Source organism: Streptomyces sp. RLA131 (genome assembly GCF_056270125.1).
Map to the genome: position 1 here is coordinate 5,456,515 of NZ_JBWDOQ010000002.1, position 17,021 is coordinate 5,473,535.

Consider the following 17,021-nt stretch of genomic DNA (forward strand, 5'->3'; position numbering starts at 1 on the left):
GGCTGTGAGCAGCAAGAAGCCCCGGCCGTTCGGGCGGAACGGCCGGGGCTCAAAGCTGTGATGCTGCGCGTATTAGAAGGTGCTGCGCGCTGCGGCTCGGGGGTAAGCGGGCGCGTCAGGCGCTGGCGTTACGGGCGCGGTTGCGGGCGGCGCGGCGCTTCATCGCGCGACGCTCGTCCTCGCTGAGTCCGCCCCAGACGCCGGCGTCCTGGCCGGTCTCCAGCGCCCACTGCAGACACTGCTCCATGACGGGGCAGCGACGACAGACGGCCTTGGCTTCCTCGATCTGCAGCAGCGCAGGACCGGTGTTGCCGATGGGGAAGAAGAGCTCGGGGTCTTCCTCGCGGCAAACGGCGTTGTGACGCCAGTCCATGGCTGCTCCATCTCCTTGTGTTGCTTACAAGTTGCTTGTGAATGTGAACGCTTTCACGAATCCTCCGACACGACACGGGACGGCGCGCCAGTTCCCTGGTGCGGTCCCGCTGGGATGTTGGGGAGGATTCGGGCTCTCAAGGGGGTCCGCTGGGGGGCCGTCCCGATCGCCAAGAAGAGCCTCGCAAACCTGGGCTGCGGATACAACCCCTACCGGAAAGTTTTTTTTGATTCCTCGGTGTCGACTAGGTCACAGCCGTACTTCCATGGGGTGTGGGGCAGCCTAAACGTTCGAGTAAAAGGAATGTAAGTCGTTCTGCTTACACAATCACACGCAGTGCCCGGCGTACGCCTGTGAAGGTTGCGCTCGTACGCAGCCCCAGGTGGTCACCGTCCACCTGGAACGGCAGTGGCGCCTGCGAATGCAAGGTGAAGTCCGTCAGATCGTGCAGGGAGGTCGCGTGCTTGCCGTGCGGGCCGCGTTCCGGGGTGGAAAGCAGCAGCTGGGTGGCGTGTCGCGCCACGGCCGCGGGGGAGAGCCGGGAGAGAGCGAGCACGTCAAGGGCGGTGTCGAAGGACGCCCGCGGTGACGCGTAGACCGGGCGGTTGCCCAGGAAGGTCCACGGGGAGGTGTTGCAGATGATCGCCAGGATCAGATCGGTGACGGGATCGGCCCCCGGGCGCTCCAGGATGATCCCGCCGCCACCGCGGCGGTTCGGCTCGGCCAGGAACTGACGTACGACCTGGCGTATATAGAGCGCGTGTGTGGATTTTCTGCCGTGCTCGCGCTGCTGTTCGACCCGGCCGACCACGCCCGCGTCGAAACCGAAACCCGCGCAGAAGGTGAACCAGCGCGACGGCACCCCCTCGTCCTCGCTGCCCGGCGTGCCGCTCACCAGCCCGAGGCCGACCGTGCGGGAGGTGCCGTCACGCAGCGCGTCCAGGAGGGCGCCGGTGGCCTCCACGGCGTCGTTGGGCAGACCCAGGGCACGGGCGAAGACATTGGTCGAGCCGCCGGGTACGACGGCCAGCTGGGGCAGCCGCTCCGGGTCGGGGCCGTTGTGCAGCAGCCCGTTGACCACCTCGTTGACCGTGCCGTCGCCGCCCAGGGCGACCACCAGCTCGATCTCCCCGCCCTCCGCCGCCTGGCGGGCCAGATCCCTGGCGTGGCCGCGGTAGGCGGTCGCCGCCACCTCCAGCTTCAGATCGCTGGCCAGCGCGTGCGCGAGCACGTCACGCGTCCGCGCGCTGGTGGTAGTGGCGGCGGGGTTGACCACGAGGAGAGCGCGCATGCCCGCCAGGTTACCTACCGAGCGGTACCGGGCGCGCCGGGGGCCGGGATCTCCCGGCTACCCTGCTGGGGTGAGTGGTGAGCAGAGTTCAGGTCCGAAGCACCGCACCCGGCGGCTGGCGGTGGCCGCCGCGGTGGCCACCGTCGAGGGAGCGGCGCTGGCCGCGTGGGGCGTCACGATGATGGTGCTCGGTCTGGTCGGTGACCCCGACAGCCCGGAGCAGGCGGAGGCGGGCGGCCTGACCGTGCTGCTGCTGGCGGCGATGCCGCTGGCGGCCGCGTACGGCCTGTGGCGCGTGCGGCGGTGGAGCCGGGGGCCGGCGCTGATCATCCAGCTGGTGGCGCTGCCGGTGGCCTGGACGATGCTGCACAGCGGCGGGGCGATGATCGCGGCAGGGATCGCGCTGGGCGCCGCCGCGGTGGCCGAGCTGGTGCTGCTCGTCCACCCCGCGGCGACGGACGCGCTGGGTATCGGGCGCACGGCCCACTGAGGCCGGGGCCTTCCCGGAGCCTTTCCAGACCCTTTTCCGGAGCCTTCCCGGCCTTTTCCGGGCCCGGCGGCCGCTTGGCGCCGGGCCGGCGCCACGGAGGAGTGCCGCCTTCCGCCTACTCCTCCACCAGCAGCTTGTCGCGCAGCTGCGCGAGGGTGCGGGCCAGGAGCCGGGAGACGTGCATCTGGGAGATGCCGACCTCCTCCGCGATCTGCGACTGCGTCATGTTGCCGAAGAAGCGCAACAGCAGGATCTTCTTCTCGCGCGGCGGCAGTTGCTCCAGCAGCGGCTTGAGCGACTCTCTGTACTCGACGCCCTCCAGCGCCTCGTCCATCGCGCCGAGCGTGTCCGCGACGGCCGGCGACTCGTCGTCGGTGTCGGGCACGTCGAGGGAGAGGGTGCTGTACGCGTTCGCGGATTCGAGGCCCTCCAGGACCTCCTCCTCCGTGATCTTGAGGTGCTCGGCCAGCTCGTGCACCGTCGGGGCCCGGCCGAACCGCTGGGACAGCTCACCGGTCGCCGTGGTCAGCGACAACCTCAGCTCCTGGAGCCGGCGCGGCACCCGCACCGCCCAGCCCTTGTCGCGGAAGTGCCGCTTGATCTCGCCGACGACGGTGGGCGTGGCGTACGTGGAGAACTCCACGCCACGGTCCACGTCGAACCGGTCGACGGACTTGATCAGGCCGATGGTGGCGACCTGGGTGAGGTCGTCCAGCGGCTCCCCGCGGTTGCGGAAACGGCGGGCGAGGTGCTCGACCAGGGGCAGGTGCATGCGCACCAGCCGGTTGCGCAGCTCGGCCCGCTCCGGGGAGCCCGGCGGGAGCTTGTTCAGCTCCACGAAGAGCGCCCGGGCGCCGGACCGGTCGTGCGGGTCGTGGTGCTGGTGCAGCTCTTCGGTGTCCATGGGAACCTGCTCCGCCGCGTCCGTTCCGTCTCCGTCGATGGGGGGCACGGGACTGGGATGTTGCCGTGCTGCCTGCTGGGCAGGCACGGCGGCACCGCGCACATGGGATGCGCTGCTCTCAAGATCACTCATGGCGATCCCCCGTTCCGAGCACGGTTGTACCGTTACCGGTCCCGGAGGGAGCCGGGACACGCTGACCCCGGGGGGCGTGGGCTGCCTGCATCTGTGGACCTCACGCTTGCCCGGGGCCGGCACCGCGCTTCTTGTGCAGGCTGATACTGACGGTCTTGTCCTCGGCCACGGTGGAGTCGACCTCGCCGGCCAGTGCTGACAGCACCGTCCAGGCGAAGGTGTCGCGCTCCGGCGCGCGGCCGTCGGTCGTGGGCGCGGACACCGTCACCCACAGGGCGTCCCCGACCAGCCGGAAGACGCAACTCAGTACGCTGCCCGGCACGGCCTGCTGCAGCAGGATCGCGCAGGCCTCGTCGACCGCGATGCGTAGGTCTTCGATCTCGTCGAGGGTGAAGTCCAAACGGGCCGCGAGTCCGGCGGTGGCCGTACGCAACACCGACAGGTAGGCCCCCGCTGCGGGCAGCCGGACCTCGACGAAGTCCTTCGACCCGGGCTCGCCTGCGATCTGGGACACCCTCACCTCCACTGGATCTCTGGTTCTCGGTGGTTCTCGGATCGCGGTTCGCGTTCGCGATTCGCCAGCGACGCTATCGCGATCTGCGGTCGGATGTCGCCCGGACGGAGGACGGCGCCACCTGTCACCCATGGTAACCGCACGAGTACGCACCGTGGCTAGAGGGTGGGTGGTCTCAATTCGAAAGCGTTGTTGCCCGGTTGACGTCTGCCTGTTCGGCGAGTGCGGCAAGTGCGCGCAGGGGCCCGCCGGTGAGCCGCTGGGTCGTCCATTCGTCCTGGGGGAGGGCGCCGATCGACCGGTAGAAGCCGATCGACGGTTCGTTCCAGTCCAGTACTGCCCATTCGCAGCGCTCGTAGCCGCGTTCGACGCAGATTGCCGCGAGCGCGGCCAGCAGGGCCTTGCCGTGGCCGCCGCCGCGCGCCGAGGGGCGTACGAACAGGTCCTCCAGGTAGACCCCGTGGGTGCCGGTCCAGGTCGAGAAGTTGCGGAACCACAGGGCGAAGCCGACGACGGCGCCCGTGCCGTCCTCCTCGGCGATCAGCGCGAAGACGGCGGGGCTGTCGCCGAACAGCGCGTCGTGCAGCTGTGCCGGGGTGGCGCGGGCGCTGTCCGGCTCCCGTTCGTACGCGGCGAGTTCGCGGATCATCGCGTGGATCTCCGGAACGTCTTCCGGTGCTGCGGCTCGGATCATGTGCCAAGGCTAACCCGGGGGACCGGCGGCTCAGCCGGTGACGACCGCCGCGACGGTGGTACCGGGGCCGAGGACGCCCTCCTCGGCCAGGGTGATCACGCCGAGCAGCATCTTGGCGACGTAGACCAGGTCCGGGGCCAGGCCGTGGCGGGCGGCGAAGTCGTCGGCGAAGGCGGTCAGACCGGGGGTGGTACGGGCGTAACCGCCGCAGTGGAAGCGGGGGTCGAGCCGCCAGTCGCCGCGCCGGGCGCCGAAGGCGGCGTGCTGGAGACGCAGTATGTCCCCGGCCAGGAAGGCGCCGCCCCTGAGCACCGGGAAGCCGATGGCGCGCTGGCCCGGGGCGAGCCCCGCCGCTAGCCCGGCGAGGGTGCCGCCGGTGCCGCAGGCCACCGTGACCACATCCGCCGCGCCGCGCAGCTCGCGCCCGAGGCCGGCGCAGCCCCGGGCGGCCAGGGCGTTGCTGCCGCCCTCGGGGACGACGTAGGCCGGGCCGTGGCGGTCGAGGAGGGTGGCCAGGACCTCGGGTTCGGCCTTGCGGCGGTAGGTCGCGCGGTCGAGGAAGTGCAGGCGCATGCCGTCGTCGGCCGCCCGGGCGAGGGAGGGGTTCAGCGGGCGGTCGGCGAGTTCGTCGCCGCGCACCACGCCGACGGTCCGCAGACCGAGGAGGCGGCCGGCGGCGGCCGTGGCCCGCAGGTGGTTGGAGTAGGCGCCGCCGAAGGTGAGCAGGGTGCCGTGTCCGGCGTCGGCGGCGGCCCGGAGGTTGAGGTGGAGCTTGCGCCACTTGTTGCCGGGCAGGTCGGGATGGATCAGGTCGTCCCGCTTGAGCAGCAGCCGGACGCCGTGCCGGGTCAGTCGCTCGTCGTCGACGGCGACGAGCGGCGACGGCAGGGCCGCCCCCAGCGCCCCCGGTCCGCTCTGCCGTTCGGTCTCCACCGGGCCATTGTCACCTCGCCGGGGTGGAGGGTGAGAGGTAGACCCGGTATCCGCGGTGCCCCGCCAGGCCGGTCAGCCGGCGCGGGGTCCAGCCACGGGCGTAGGAGGGCACCCGTTGGTGCGGTGGTACGAGCACGGCGACCGGCCGGTCATGCGCGGCGGCCAGGACCTGGGCGCGGGTCATGTTCCGGTTGTGGCCGCTGATCTGGCCGGACCGGCAGCGCGCCTCGTACCCGACGGGGGTGGCCAGCAGCCCGGTGACCAGGCAGGACGGCCGGACGCCGTAGGTGTGCAGGTCGGCGGCGATGCGGCGGTAGTCGCCGGTGGTCCGGGTCGCGCCGCGCACGGCGTCCTCCAGGACCAGGTGCTGGCTCACCAGCTGGGCCAGGACCAGGGCGGCGACCACCGCGGTGGCGGCCTGCCGGGCCCGCGGCCCCACCCGGCGGGGCCGTGCCGCGGCGACCAGGAAGTCGGCGACGGGAACGGAGAGCAGGGCGTAGGCGGGGAGCAGGAAGCGGGGCGCGGCGTAGTCGATGAACAGCAGGTACGGGGCCGCCACGGACAGCCCGCACAGCGCGGGGAATGCGGCGCCGGCGTACTGCCGCCGCCGGGCCGTCCAGGCGCCGGCCACCGCCAGTAGGGGCAGCGCGAACCACCAGAAGGAGGCTGTGAGTTGACCGGGCTGCCCCGGCTGCCGCCATCGGACCGTACAGGGACGGCAGAGCAGGGGGCCGCCGGCCAGGGTGCGCAGCTGGTCGTAGAAGCCGAGGTGCCAGCCGAGACCGCCCTCGATCTCGTTCGACCGGTGCAGGCGGGCGGCGATGCCGCCGTACGAGACGTAGGCCTCGACGATCCACTGCGCGCCGCCCAGGGCCAGGCCGGCGACGATGGCGGCGAGCAGCACCGGGCGCCGCCAGCGGCGGACGATCAGGGCGCCGGCGGCCATCGGAAGGGCGAGCCAGGCCGCGTCCGAGGGGCGGAGGAGGGCCGCGAGGGCGAGACAGAGGGCGAGCCCGGCGAGCGCGTGGCGGTCGTCCCGGTCGGTGGCGGCCCGCAGGAAGCAGCCGGTGGCGGCGAGGGCGCTCAGCGCTATCCAGAGGTTGGGCATCGCCTGGAGGCCGTAGAGCTGGGTGATCCACAGCCCGGCGAAGAGCAGGCCGGCGAGCACGAGCACCGGGACCGGGCGCAGCCGGCGCCAGGCCCGCAGGGCGAGGAGGAGCCCGGCGCCCGAGAGGACCGCCAGATAGACCCGCAGCGCGGCGTCGGACGAGGTCAGCAGTGCCAGCGGGGCGACCAGGGCCGATACGCCGCGGGCGCGGGGTGCGCTGAAGTAGGCCGCCGGGATGTGCGGGGCGACCTGGCTGACGTAGACCGTCTCGTCCCAGCCGAGGCCGAGGCCCGGGCCGACGAAGAGCAGCTGGGCGGCGGTGAAGGCGGCGGCCACGGCGGCCAGCCACCACACGGCCCGCCGGTCCGGGCTTGCCCTCGCCCGGAGGGCGGGTGGCACACGGGGTGTCAGCAGACCCTGCGTCATCGGCAGTCCATCCCCCTCGGTCGGAGCGGCTCGCTCGGATCGTCTCGGTCGAAGCAGCCCTACAGCTTGTAGGGTATAAAAACCCTACAGCATGTAGTGATAAGGTCGGGGTAAACAAACCCTACGGGTTGTAAGGTGCGGTTATGGCAGCCACGGACCCCCGGGACAAGGCGGCGCGCCGCAGCCCCGGCGAGCTGGAGAGCGAGATCCTCGCCACGCTGTGGGCGGCCGGCCGCGCGCTCACTCCCGCCGACATCCAGACCGACCTGGGCGGCGGTCTCGCGTACAACACCGTGCACACCATCCTGAAGCGGCTGTACGACAAGGGGATGGTGATCCGCGACGCCGACGGACGGCGCGGTTCCTACCGGCCCACCAAGAACGCGGCCGAGCTCACCGCCGAGGTCATGCACCGGGCGCTGGACCGCGGACCCGACCCGATCGCGGCACTCCAGCAGTTCGTGACCGGCCTCAGCCCCGCCGAGGAGGCCGCCCTGCGGCTCTTCCTCACCGAGGGCGGAGAGGACGGCTCTGGCTCATGAGGATCGACGTCTACGTCCCGCTGGTGCTCTCCCTGCTGCTCGCCGCCGTCAGCCCGGCCGTCTCCCGCCGGCTCGCGCCCGCCCCGGCCGCCCTCGCCCTGGCGGTCTCCGCCGCCCTCACGGCCGCCGCCACCGTATGGGGTCTGATGCTGCTCGCGGCCACCCTGGTCGGCGACACACCGCCCGTCGTGGACGAGGCCAGGGAGCACCGCTTCCACATCCCCGAGCCGGTGCCCGCCGTCATCGCCCTCGCCGCGCTGGTCGCGCTCGCCGCGGGCCTCGCCCGGCTCTGCCGGACCCTGCGCGCCGCGCGGGCCTCCCGCCGTGCGCTGCGCCTGCTGTCCGCGGCGCACCCCGGCGCCACCGAGCTGATCGTCGCCGAGTCCGCGCAGCCCCAGGCCTTCGCCGTGCCGCCGGGCCGCATCCTGGTGACCTCCGCGATGCTCGCCGTGCTCGACGCCTCGGAACGGCAGGTCCTGCTGGCCCATGAGCGGGCCCATCTGGTCCACCGTCACGCCCGGCTCGCGCTCGTCGCGGAACTCGCCGCCGCGGTCGACCCGCTGCTCGTCCCGGTCCGCGACACCATCGCGTTCCTCCTGGAACGCTGGGCCGACGAACGCGCCGCCGAGACCGCCGGCGACCGCCGTGTCGCGGCGCGCGCCCTGGCCCGCGCCGCTCTCGCCGCCCACGGCGGCGGCATGCGGCTCAGCTTCTCGGAGCACGCGGTGAGCCGCCGGGTCAGCGCGCTCCAGCGGGCCCCGCTGCCCAACGTCCGGGCGGCCGTCCTCGCCGTTCTGCTGCTCGGCCTCATCCCGGCGGTCGGCGCGGCCGACGCCACCCAGGACTTCCTCCACCTGCTCGGCCGGCTTCTGCTGCTCTGAGCGCGGCCCGGAGCCGCGCGGTTCCGGGGTCGGGGTTGCGGGTCAGGGTTCCCGGCCCAGCAGGCACAGCAGCCTGGTCTGGTCGTCGGCCCCGGGCGGCGGGGTGACCGCCGCCGCGAACAGCCCGGTGCCGGGCAGACCGGCGGCGTACGGCTTCACCTCGCGCAGGCAGGCGGCGGCCAGCCCGTCCGGCATCCGTTCGTCGGCGCCTACCGCCCGCGCCAGGTCCCAGCCGTGCACCGCGGCGTCGGCGGTCATCTGCCCGCAGTAGGCGCCGGCCGAGGTGTCGCCGTACGACAGGTGCACGGTGCGCAGCAGCGCCCCCGGCTCCTCGAAGGCGGCGCGCGCCTGCCCGGCGGACCGGTCCCAGGCGCCCACCGGGTCCGCGCCGAGCTGGTCGCCGTCGTAGGCCGTACCCGTCTCGGCGATCGTCTGTCCGTCGCGCACCAGGGGCGGCACCCACAGCTGTTCGACCACCAGGTGGTTCACCAGGTCACGTACGGACCAGTCCGCGCAGGGGGTGCCCGCGTCCCACTGGTGGTCGCCCACACTGTGCACGCCCGCCGAGAAGAAACCGATGGCCAGGGCGTGCGTGCGCAGCTGCCCGTCGTGCTCCGCGTTCGGGTGTCCTTGGTCGGAGGTCATGGCGTCATTGTCCCGCGCGATCCAGCAGCAGCGCGCGTTCGCGCGCGTTGCGGGTCAGGGCCGCGGCGCGTTCGAACTCCGCGCGTGCCTCGGTGCGGCGGCCGAGCCGCATCAGCAGATCACCGCGCACGCTGGGCAGCAGATGGTAGCCGCGCAGCGCGGGTTCACCGGCCAGCTCGTCGACCAGTTCGAGCCCCTTCTGCGGCCCGTACGCCATTGCCACCGCGACCGCCCGGTTCAGCTCCACCACCGGTGAGGCCACCTGCCCGGCCAGGGCCTCGTAGAGCCGGGCGATGCGCGGCCAGTCGGTCTCGCCGGGGGTGAAGGCCCGCGCGTGGCAGGCGGCGATCGCGGCCTGGAGGGCGTACGGGCCCGGCGCGCCGCCCCGGCCGCCCGCACCGCCCCGAGCCGCCGCGCATGCGTCGGCACGGGCGAGGGCGGCGAAACCGCGGCGGATGAGCAGGTGGTCCCAGCGTCGCCGGTCCTGGTCGGCGAGCAGCACCGGTTCCCCGGACGGCCCGGTCCGGGCGGCCGCGCGGGAGGCCTGGATCTCCAGCAGGGCGACCAGCCCGTGCACCTCGGGCTCCCCGGGCATCAGCCCGGCGAGGACCCGGCCGAGCCGCAGCGCGTCCTCGCACAGCCCGGGGCGCATCCAGTCGTCGCCGGCGGTCGCCGAGTAGCCCTCGTTGAAGATCAGGTAGATGACCTCCAGGACCGATGCCAGCCGCTCGGCCCGCCGCTGCCCCCGCGGCACCTCGAAGGGCACCCCGGCCTTCGCCAGTGTCTTCTTCGCCCGGACGACGCGCTGCGCGACGGCCGCCTCCGTGACCAGGAAGGCCCGCGCGATCTCGGCGGTCGTCAGGCCGCCCAGCAGGCGCAGGGTCAGGGCCACCCGTGCCTCGGCCGGCAGCACCGGATGGCAGGCGGTGAACACCAGCCGCAGCAGGTCGTCCTCGATGTCCACCACGCCGTCGGCGGACGCCTCGGCCGCCGCGAAGTCCCGCTCCGGGTCGGGCGCGCCGGACGTCTCCAGCCGGTGGCCCAGCTCTTCGAGCTTGCGCGCGTAGCGCTCCCGGCGGCGTACCAGGTCGATCGCCCGGTGCTTGGCCGTGGCCGTGAGCCAGGCGCCCGGATTGTCCGGGACACCGGACTCCGGCCACTGTTCGAGCGCGGCCACCAGCGCGTCCTGCGCGAGCTCCTCGGCGATGCCGAGGTCGCGGACGATCCGCGCCACCGCCGCGATCACCCGGGCGGCCTCGATCCGCCACACCGCCTCGATCGCCCCGCGCGCGTCGTGCGTACCCGCGCTTGAGCCCGTACCCGTACCCGTACCCGAACCCGCACCCGCACCCGTCGTCACAGCCACCCATCAGAGCAGCCGTCCCGGGCGGCGGCAAGCGATCAGAGTTCGGGCTCCTCGACCTGGCGCAGCTCGCAGGTGACGTCCCAGTCGTCGCCGTGGACCCGAAGGAAGCGCTTGGTCCACTCGATCGCCTCCTCCTTCGACTTCGCCTGGATGACGGCGTAGCCGCCGATGAACTCCTTGGTCTCGGTGAACGGCCCGTCGGTGACGGTCAGCTCGCCGTGGTTCCAGCGCAGCCGGGTGGCCTCGGCGGGCGGGCGCAGGCCGGCGGTGTCGAGCAGCACCCCGGCTTTGGTCATCTCGTCGATGAGCCTGCCCATCTCCTCCATCAGTTCCGGGCCGGGGCCGTCGGCGGGCACGGCGTCCTCGTTGATCCTGACCAATGACATGTAGCGCATGGTGTGACTCCTGTCGGTGGGCCGTGGTCCGGCCTTCTGCTTACGCGTCGAACGGGAGTGGCCCGGATCGACACGTCGGCCGAAGTTTCTTCCCGCGGATGTGCCGATAGAGTTCGGCACGCCACGAAACGATCAACCGAACGCAAAGGACCGTTCCGTGCGAGAGCGAGACATCGCCGTGTTCAGCGGCAGCGCCCATCCCGAGCTGGCCGCCGACATCTGCTCCCACCTGGACGTACCGCTGTATCCGGTGCGGGTGGACCGCTTCGCCAACGACTGCCTGGAAGTGCAGCTCCAGGCCAACTGCCGCGAGCGGGACGTCTTCATCGTCCAGCCGCTGGTACGTCCCGTGCAGGAGAACCTGGTCGAGCTGCTGCTCATGCTCGACGCCGCGCGTGGCGCCTCCGCCGCCCGTACGACCGTCGTGATGCCGCACTACTCCTACGCCCGGTCCGACAAGAAGGACCGCCCGCGGATCTCCATCGGCGGCCGCCTCGTCGCCGACCTGATGGTGGCGGCCGGCGCCAGCCGGGTGCTGGCCCTGACCCTGCACTCCCCGCAGGTGCACGGGTTCTTCAGCGTCCCCGTCGACCATCTGCACGCCCTGCGCGAACTGGCCGCCCACTTCGCGCAGTACGACCTGAGCAACGCCGTCGTCGTCTCCCCCGACCTGGGCAACGCCAAGGAGGCCGCGGCCTTCGCCCGGCTGCTGGGCGTGCCGGTGGCGGCCGGGGCCAAGCAGCGCTTCGCCGACGACCGGGTCAGCATCTCGGCGGTGATCGGCGACGTCGCCGGGCGGGACGTGATCGTCCTGGACGACGAGATCGCCAAGGGCAGCACCGTACTGGAGCTGCTGGAACGCCTCCGGGAGACCGGGGTGGCCTCGGTGCGGGTGGCCTGCACCCACGGGCTCTTCGCGAGCGGGGCCCTGAAGCGGATCGGCGAGCAGCCCGAGGTCCTGGAGATCGTCTGCACCGACAGTGTGCCGGTCCCCGAGGGGCAGCGGACGGAGAAGCTGCGGGTGCTGTCCATCGCCCCGGCCCTGGCCGAGGCGATCCGGCGGATCCACAACGGGGAGTCGGTCAGCGCGCTCTTCGACGCCTAGAGCGGACACCTGGAGCACCGACCGAATCCGTCGATCGATTCCCATCCGGCAACGGATTCTGTCGGAATCTGTCGCATGTCTCGCTGATTCAGTAGTCTCGGCCCATGTCTTCCACGCTGCGCGAAACCGACCGCACCCGGCACCGCCGGCTCCGTGAGCAGGGCAGCCGGGACCGGGCGGAGCTCGACGCGATCCTGCGGGCGGGTTTCGTCTGCCACCTCGGGGTCCTGGTCGACGGGGCCGTCATGGTGGTGCCCACCGTCTACGGTTCCGACGGCGACACCCTCTACCTCCACGGGTCGGTGGCCAGCCGCAGCCTGACCGCCTCGCCGGGCACGACGGTCTGCGTGACCGTGACCCATGTGGACGGTCTGGTGCTGGCCCGCTCGGTCTTCGAGCACGGCGTCAACTACCGCAGTGCCATGGTCTACGGCGTCCCGCGTCAGGTCACCGACGCCGACGAGAAGCTTGCCGGGCTGCGCTGCCTCACCGAGCAGGCCGCCCCGGGGCAGTGGGACTACGCCCGCCGCCCCGACCGCCGGGAACTGGCCGCCACCTCGCTGCTCGCGCTCGCCCTCGACGAGGCCTCCGTCAAGCTCCGTTCCGGGCCGCCGGACGACGGCGACAGCCCTGACGCCGCACTGGGGCTGTGGGCCGGCGTCCTCCCGCTCCGTACGACCTGGGGCGACCCCGAGCCGGACCCCGCGCTGCCGCCGGGGACGGCCGTGCCGCCGCACATCGCGGCCCGCTGATCAGCCAGGCACCCCGGCCCCGGCCCGCTGATCAGGGCACCCCGGCCCCGGCCCGCAGTGGCCGGGCCGACCGGCGGACGGCCGTCAGGGAGAGCGCCAGCAGCAGCGACGCGGTGAGGAAGACCGCCCCGGTGCCGCCGGCGGCCTCGGCGACCAGGCCGCCGCCGGCCGCGCCGAAGCCGGTGCCGGCGTCGAAGGCCAGATTCCAGGTCACGCTTCCGACGCCGAGCCCGAAGTCCCGGGCGTTGTGCAGCGTCACCACCAGGGCCGCGTTCTGGATCACGCCGAAACCGGCCCCGAAGAGCGCCATGCCCGCGATCATGACGACCGGGTCACCGGGTGCCGCCCCGGCGGTCACGCCGACCGCGGCGGTCAGGATCGCCGGGCCGAGCAGCCGCCCGCCGCCGTGGCGGTCGATGACGCCGCCCGAGACCCAGCGGGAGAGGGCGGCGGTCAGCTGGACGACCAGCAGGGCGGCCGGCGCCGCCCAAGCGGGGCCACGGCCGGCCGCCAGCGGCAGGAAGGTGAAGACCACGCCGTACGCGGTGGTGCTCACGGCCTCGACCAGGAACGGTGCGCCGAGCGCCCGCAGCATGCCTCCGGCCCGCACCGGCGCCCGCGCCCCGGCCCCCGCCCTGCCCGCGGCGTCGGCGTCGGCGGGGGCGTCGGCCGGGGTGTCCGGGGCAGGGCGGCCGGAGCCGACACCGGCCGCGGCGGCGACCACGAGCAGCGCCGAGCAGCCCGCCAGCACAAAGGTCCACCCGTAGGCCGCCCGGCGGGCCATCGCCAGCCCCAGCGGTGACCCGATGACCCCGGCGAGCCCGACCAGCGCCCCGTACAGGCCCATGCTCCGGCCCCAGCGCCCGGCGGGGACGAGTTCGGCGACGAGCGCCACGCTCACCACGACGAAGATCCCGAAGCCCAGCCCCCGTACCGCCCCCAGCGCGGCCAGCACGGTCGGCTCCGCCGACCAGGGCAGCAGGAAACAGGGCAGTGCGAGCAGCGCCCCGGCCGAGGCGAGGGTCCGGCGCCGTCCGGCCCTGGCGAGCAGCCGGGGCGTCAGGGGCTGGACGGCGATCGTGGCGAGCATGAGCGCGCCGGTGCACAGACCGGCCCCGGCCGGACCGGCGCCCCCGTCGACGGCGTACCGGGGGACGACGGACAGCAGGAGGTAGAAGCTCGCGAAACCGCCGAACGCCGCGAGGACAGGGCCCCGCAGCGTCCGGCCGTGATGGGGAGGGATGCCGGTCACCGGCTCAGTGGCGGCCCCAGCCGGGAACCGTTCCGTCCAGGCTCAGTTCGAACTGGTCGTACCGGGCCATGAGGTCCAGCAGCTCTCCCTCGCTGGGCCGGTTGCCGTCCTGGTACAGCTCGGCCAGGCCCCTGAAGTACTCCTCGCGGTTCAGGGCGGGGGTGAAGATGATGAGCATCGTCGCCTGGTCCTGGTACGGGTTGCGGAAGCCGTGCGACATGGACTCGGGGACGTTGACGAAGGTCCCGCGCGGCGCCGCGAAGGTCTTCCCGTCGAGGTGCAGTTCGACCACGCCGTCCAGGACGTAGAAGGCCTCCAGCTGCTCGCGGTGGATGTGCGGCGAGGCGCCGGGCGCGCCGGGATCCATGCGGTGCTCGTACATGCCCAGGCGGTTGTCGGTCGCGCCGCCGGTGGCCTTGAAGGTGGTGTTGGTGGTGGTGCCGATCTGTACCGACTCGCCCTCGCCGGGAAGCAGGATGGTGGGCAGCTGTGTCATGGGACCTACTCCGTCGTCTCGTGGTCAGTGATGGTCGAGCCGTCCGCGGGCGCGCCGGCGGCCCCGGCGGCCTCGGCCGCCTCGGCCGCCTCGCTTTCGTCGGCGGCCTGCAGCCAGGACAGATAGCGCTCACCCGTGTCGGGGAACAGGGTGACTATCGTCTTCCCGGCGTACTCGGGCCGGGCGGCGAGGATGCGGCAGGCGTGCGCGGCCGCGCCGGAGGAGACGCCGACCAGCAGGCCCGCGGTACGGGCCAGGCCGCGCGCGGCGGCGAAGGCGTCGTCGTCGGAGACGGTGAGGATGTCGTCGATGATGCCGGTGTCGGTGGTGTCGGCGACGAATCCGCCGTTGAGGCCGGGGATCCGGTGCAGGCCGCCCCAGCCCTGGCTCAGTACGGGGGAGCGCTCCGGCTCGACAGCCACCACCCGGACGGCGGGGTTGCGCTCCTTGAGGTAGCGGGCGGTGCCGCTGAGGGTGCCGCCGGTGCCGACGCCGCAGACGAAGACGTCGATCCGGCCGTCGGTGTCGGCCCAGATCTCGGGGCCGGTGGTGGCGTAGTGCGCCTGGACGTTGTCGGGGTTCTCGTGCTGGCGGGCGAACCAGGAGCCGGGCCGTTGCCGGTGGATCTCCTCGGCCTTCTCGATCGCGGCCACATAGCCCTTCTCGTGCGGGGTGAGCACCACCTCCGCCCCGAAGGCCCGGAGCAGCTGGATCCGTTCGGTGGTCGCGCTGTCCGGCAGCACGATCACGCAGCGGTAGCCCCGCGCGGCCGACAGCGCGGCCAGCGAGATGCCGGTGTTGCCGGAGGACGCCTCCACGACGGTGCCCTCGCCGGGGCTCAGCAGGCCGCGCTTCTCGGCGGCCTCGATCATGTAGAGCCCGGTACGGTCCTTCACGCTCGACAGCGGGTTGGCCATCTCCAGTTTCGCCAGGACGGTGGTGCCGGTGCCGTCGGGGCCGAGGTCCAGCCGGACGGTCGGGGTGCCGCCGATCAGGTCCCTCCAGGGAGGCTGCGGGCGGTCGTTTGGTCGTTGTCAACGCGGTGCACTCCGTTTCGTTGGGCCGGGTCCGGGGCTTGCTGCCGGGTGCCGGGTGCGGGTCACCAGGTGGGGAAGGCGGCGGCCAGGTGCTGGGGACGGCCGGTACGGCTGCCGCGGCGTACGGGGACGGGAACGGCGTCCGCGACCGGCGCCAGGACCCGGCAGCCGGGCGCGACGTCCCGGATGACGAGGGCCTGGGCGCCGATCACCGTGTCGTGGCCGACGGTGATCGGGCCGAGCAGGGTGGCGTTGGCGCCGATCACGACCCGGTCGCCGACCTGGGGGTGCCGGCGTGAGCCCTGCGGCCGCCGCTGGTCGTGCCACCAGCCGACCGAGCCCAGCGTCACCTGGTGGAAGACGGTGACATCGCAGCCGATGACCGCGGTCTCGCCGATCACCACGCCCGACCCGTGGTCGATGAAGAAGCCGCGGCCGATCCGGGCCCCCGGGTGGATCTCGATACCGCCCGACGCCACCCGGGCGATCCCCGACAGCAGCCGGGCCGTGCGCCGCAGGCCACGGCGGTGCAGCCGGTGCGCGACGCGGTAGCCCCAGATCGCGGGCACGGCGGGGTGCATCAGTGCCTCGCCGCGGGACCGCATCGAGGGGTCGCGGTCCCGGATCATGTCCAGGTCGCGGACGGCAGCGCGGTACAGCCGGCGGACGCTCACCGGGACTCCTCGACGGCCGGTGCCCGCGCCGGGGCGGGCGCCGGAGCCGGTGCCGGGGCGGGAGCGGGTGCCGGTGCCGGGGCCGGTGCCTGACCGGCCGGTGTCCCGCGGAGCTGTCCTACGCGGTTCTCCGCCCAGCCCATGCCGACCAGCACCACCACTCCGCCGGCCACCAGGTTCCAGGTCACCGGCTCGCCGAGGGCGGCCACGCTGATCAGGACCGCGGCCACCGGGACCACGTAGTTGACCGCGGAGGCGGTGGTGGCCCCCACATCGCCGATGAGCCGGAAGTACAGCACGTAGGCCAGGCCGGTGCTGAACAGGCCCAGGACGATGATGCTGCCGGTCACCCGGCCGGTGAAGTGCGGTGTGTCCCAGGCCAGGAAGGGGGTGACCACGGCCTGGAGCGTGGCGGCCGCCACGAGTTGGGAGCCGGCGGCGGCCAGCGGCGCGAGCCCCAGGGGGGACAGGAACTTGCGTACGTACACAAAGCCGGTGGCGTAGCTCAGCGCGGCGCCCAGGCAGGCCAGCCGGCCGCCGGTGGAACCGAGGGCCTCGCTCCACGGGCCGATCACCAGCACCACGCCCAGGAAGCCGATGACCAGCCCGATCGCCTTGCGGGGAGTGGCCCGTTCGGCCGGCAGCACCGCCGTGGCGATGGTCAGGGTGAGCAGCGGGGTGCCGCCGACCAGGACTCCGGCGATTCCGGCGCCGGTGGTCCGCTCCCCGTACGACAGCAGGAGGAACGGAATGACGTTCCCGAACAGCGCGGCTGCGGCGACGTGGCCCCAGACGGCGCCCGAGCGGGGCAGGCCCACCTTGCGGATCCCGGCGATCACCAGGAGTACCGCGGCGCCCAGGAGCAGCCGGGTCAGCACCAGTTGACTGGGCGTCAGGCCCTCCAGGGACACCTTGATAAAGGTGAAACTGCTTCCCCACAACGATGCCAGCAGCAGGAATCGGACAACGGTCGCGTTCTTCATCAACCCTCCGTGGGTGGATATCTCGACA

20 protein-coding genes are annotated in these 17,021 nt (G+C 73.0%); 5 read left to right on the forward strand and 15 right to left on the reverse strand.

The features are described from left to right. Window positions 1-115 precede the first annotated feature (115 nt). Both RWE79_RS25855 and RWE79_RS25860 read right to left on the reverse strand, forming a co-directional pair. Window positions 116-373 (reverse strand): WhiB family transcriptional regulator, encoded by a 258-nt coding sequence (locus RWE79_RS25855; protein WP_018563321.1) that lies wholly within the window; start codon window positions 371-373, stop codon window positions 116-118. Window positions 374-692: 319 nt separating this feature from the next. Beyond that, a complete protein-coding gene (locus RWE79_RS25860) occupies window positions 693-1,664 on the reverse strand; it encodes a diacylglycerol/lipid kinase family protein (RefSeq protein WP_475942452.1) in 972 nt (323 codons plus the stop codon). Here RWE79_RS25860 and RWE79_RS25865 point away from each other — a divergent pair. Continuing rightward, window positions 1,663-2,154: a hypothetical protein gene (locus tag RWE79_RS25865; protein WP_475942453.1), complete on the forward strand. Its 492-nt coding sequence runs from the start codon at window positions 1,663-1,665 to the stop codon at window positions 2,152-2,154. The genes RWE79_RS25860 and RWE79_RS25865 overlap by 2 nt on opposite strands. Before the next feature lie 115 nt (window positions 2,155-2,269). On the opposite strand, the gene RWE79_RS25870 is transcribed toward RWE79_RS25865, so the two are convergent. From RWE79_RS25870 to RWE79_RS25890, 5 genes are all read right to left on the reverse strand, one after another. After that, complete coding sequence (locus RWE79_RS25870) at window positions 2,270-3,190, reverse strand: RNA polymerase sigma factor SigF (RefSeq protein ID WP_475942454.1); 921 nt, start codon at window positions 3,188-3,190, stop codon at window positions 2,270-2,272. Window positions 3,191-3,290: 100 nt separating this feature from the next. Next, the gene (locus tag RWE79_RS25875) at window positions 3,291-3,704 is read right to left on the reverse strand and encodes an ATP-binding protein (protein WP_127358971.1); all 414 of its coding nucleotides are present in this window, start codon (window positions 3,702-3,704) and stop codon (window positions 3,291-3,293) included. Between the two features lie 175 nt (window positions 3,705-3,879). Beyond that, a complete protein-coding gene (locus RWE79_RS25880; protein ID WP_475942455.1) occupies window positions 3,880-4,398 on the reverse strand; it encodes an N-acetyltransferase family protein in 519 nt (172 codons plus the stop codon). 30 nt (window positions 4,399-4,428) lie between these two features. Then, window positions 4,429-5,331: a 1-aminocyclopropane-1-carboxylate deaminase/D-cysteine desulfhydrase gene (locus tag RWE79_RS25885; RefSeq protein ID WP_475942456.1), complete on the reverse strand. Its 903-nt coding sequence runs from the start codon at window positions 5,329-5,331 to the stop codon at window positions 4,429-4,431. A gap of 10 nt (window positions 5,332-5,341) precedes the next feature. Continuing rightward, window positions 5,342-6,865 (reverse strand): hypothetical protein, encoded by a 1,524-nt coding sequence (locus RWE79_RS25890; RefSeq protein WP_475942457.1) that lies wholly within the window; start codon window positions 6,863-6,865, stop codon window positions 5,342-5,344. 143 nt (window positions 6,866-7,008) lie between these two features. Between RWE79_RS25890 and RWE79_RS25895 the strand changes: the two genes are divergently transcribed. Beyond that, window positions 7,009-7,407: a BlaI/MecI/CopY family transcriptional regulator gene (locus tag RWE79_RS25895; protein ID WP_475942458.1), complete on the forward strand. Its 399-nt coding sequence runs from the start codon at window positions 7,009-7,011 to the stop codon at window positions 7,405-7,407. Next, window positions 7,404-8,288 (forward strand): M48 family metalloprotease, encoded by an 885-nt coding sequence (locus tag RWE79_RS25900; RefSeq protein ID WP_475942459.1) that lies wholly within the window; start codon window positions 7,404-7,406, stop codon window positions 8,286-8,288. Before RWE79_RS25895 ends, RWE79_RS25900 begins: the two co-directional genes overlap by 4 nt. 42 nt (window positions 8,289-8,330) lie before the next feature. On the opposite strand, the gene RWE79_RS25905 is transcribed toward RWE79_RS25900, so the two are convergent. The 3 genes from RWE79_RS25905 to RWE79_RS25915 all read right to left on the reverse strand — a co-directional run bounded on the left by RWE79_RS25905 (window position 8,331) and on the right by RWE79_RS25915 (window position 10,694). Further along, complete coding sequence (locus tag RWE79_RS25905; protein ID WP_475942460.1) at window positions 8,331-8,933, reverse strand: TIGR03086 family metal-binding protein; 603 nt, start codon at window positions 8,931-8,933, stop codon at window positions 8,331-8,333. 4 nt (window positions 8,934-8,937) lie between these two features. Continuing rightward, window positions 8,938-10,212: an RNA polymerase sigma factor gene (locus RWE79_RS25910; protein ID WP_475946099.1), complete on the reverse strand. Its 1,275-nt coding sequence runs from the start codon at window positions 10,210-10,212 to the stop codon at window positions 8,938-8,940. Window positions 10,213-10,334: 122 nt separating this feature from the next. Beyond that, a complete protein-coding gene (locus RWE79_RS25915) occupies window positions 10,335-10,694 on the reverse strand; it encodes a YciI family protein (protein WP_475942461.1) in 360 nt (119 codons plus the stop codon). Window positions 10,695-10,851: 157 nt separating this feature from the next. Here RWE79_RS25915 and RWE79_RS25920 point away from each other — a divergent pair, with 157 nt between their 5' ends. Together RWE79_RS25920 and RWE79_RS25925 are read left to right on the forward strand one after the other, a co-directional pair. Next, window positions 10,852-11,799, forward strand: coding sequence for a ribose-phosphate diphosphokinase (locus RWE79_RS25920; RefSeq protein ID WP_475942462.1), 948 nt, complete (start codon window positions 10,852-10,854; stop codon window positions 11,797-11,799). Between the two features lie 104 nt (window positions 11,800-11,903). Next, window positions 11,904-12,551: a pyridoxamine 5'-phosphate oxidase family protein gene (locus RWE79_RS25925; protein ID WP_475942463.1), complete on the forward strand. Its 648-nt coding sequence runs from the start codon at window positions 11,904-11,906 to the stop codon at window positions 12,549-12,551. 31 nt (window positions 12,552-12,582) lie between these two features. Here the strand turns inward: RWE79_RS25925 and RWE79_RS25930 are convergent, their stop codons facing one another. The 5 genes from RWE79_RS25930 to RWE79_RS25950 form a co-directional block, all read right to left on the reverse strand. Beyond that, on the reverse strand, window positions 12,583-13,803 hold the full coding sequence (locus RWE79_RS25930) for an MFS transporter (protein WP_475942464.1): 1,221 nt from the start codon (window positions 13,801-13,803) through the stop codon (window positions 12,583-12,585). Window positions 13,804-13,807: 4 nt separating this feature from the next. Next, window positions 13,808-14,299, reverse strand: a complete 492-nt coding sequence (locus RWE79_RS25935) for a cupin domain-containing protein (RefSeq protein WP_475942465.1) — start codon at window positions 14,297-14,299, stop codon at window positions 13,808-13,810. Window positions 14,300-14,304: 5 nt separating this feature from the next. Continuing rightward, on the reverse strand, window positions 14,305-15,294 hold the full coding sequence (gene cysK, locus RWE79_RS25940) for a cysteine synthase A (protein ID WP_475946101.1): 990 nt from the start codon (window positions 15,292-15,294) through the stop codon (window positions 14,305-14,307). Window positions 15,295-15,398: 104 nt separating this feature from the next. After that, window positions 15,399-16,010, reverse strand: coding sequence for a serine O-acetyltransferase EpsC (gene epsC, locus RWE79_RS25945; protein ID WP_475942466.1), 612 nt, complete (start codon window positions 16,008-16,010; stop codon window positions 15,399-15,401). Then, window positions 16,007-16,993 carry a DMT family transporter gene (locus RWE79_RS25950; RefSeq protein ID WP_475942467.1) on the reverse strand — a complete coding sequence of 329 codons (987 nt, stop codon included), beginning with the start codon at window positions 16,991-16,993 and terminating at the stop codon, window positions 16,007-16,009. Before RWE79_RS25950 ends, epsC begins: the two co-directional genes overlap by 4 nt. Window positions 16,994-17,021: the final 28 nt, after the last annotated feature.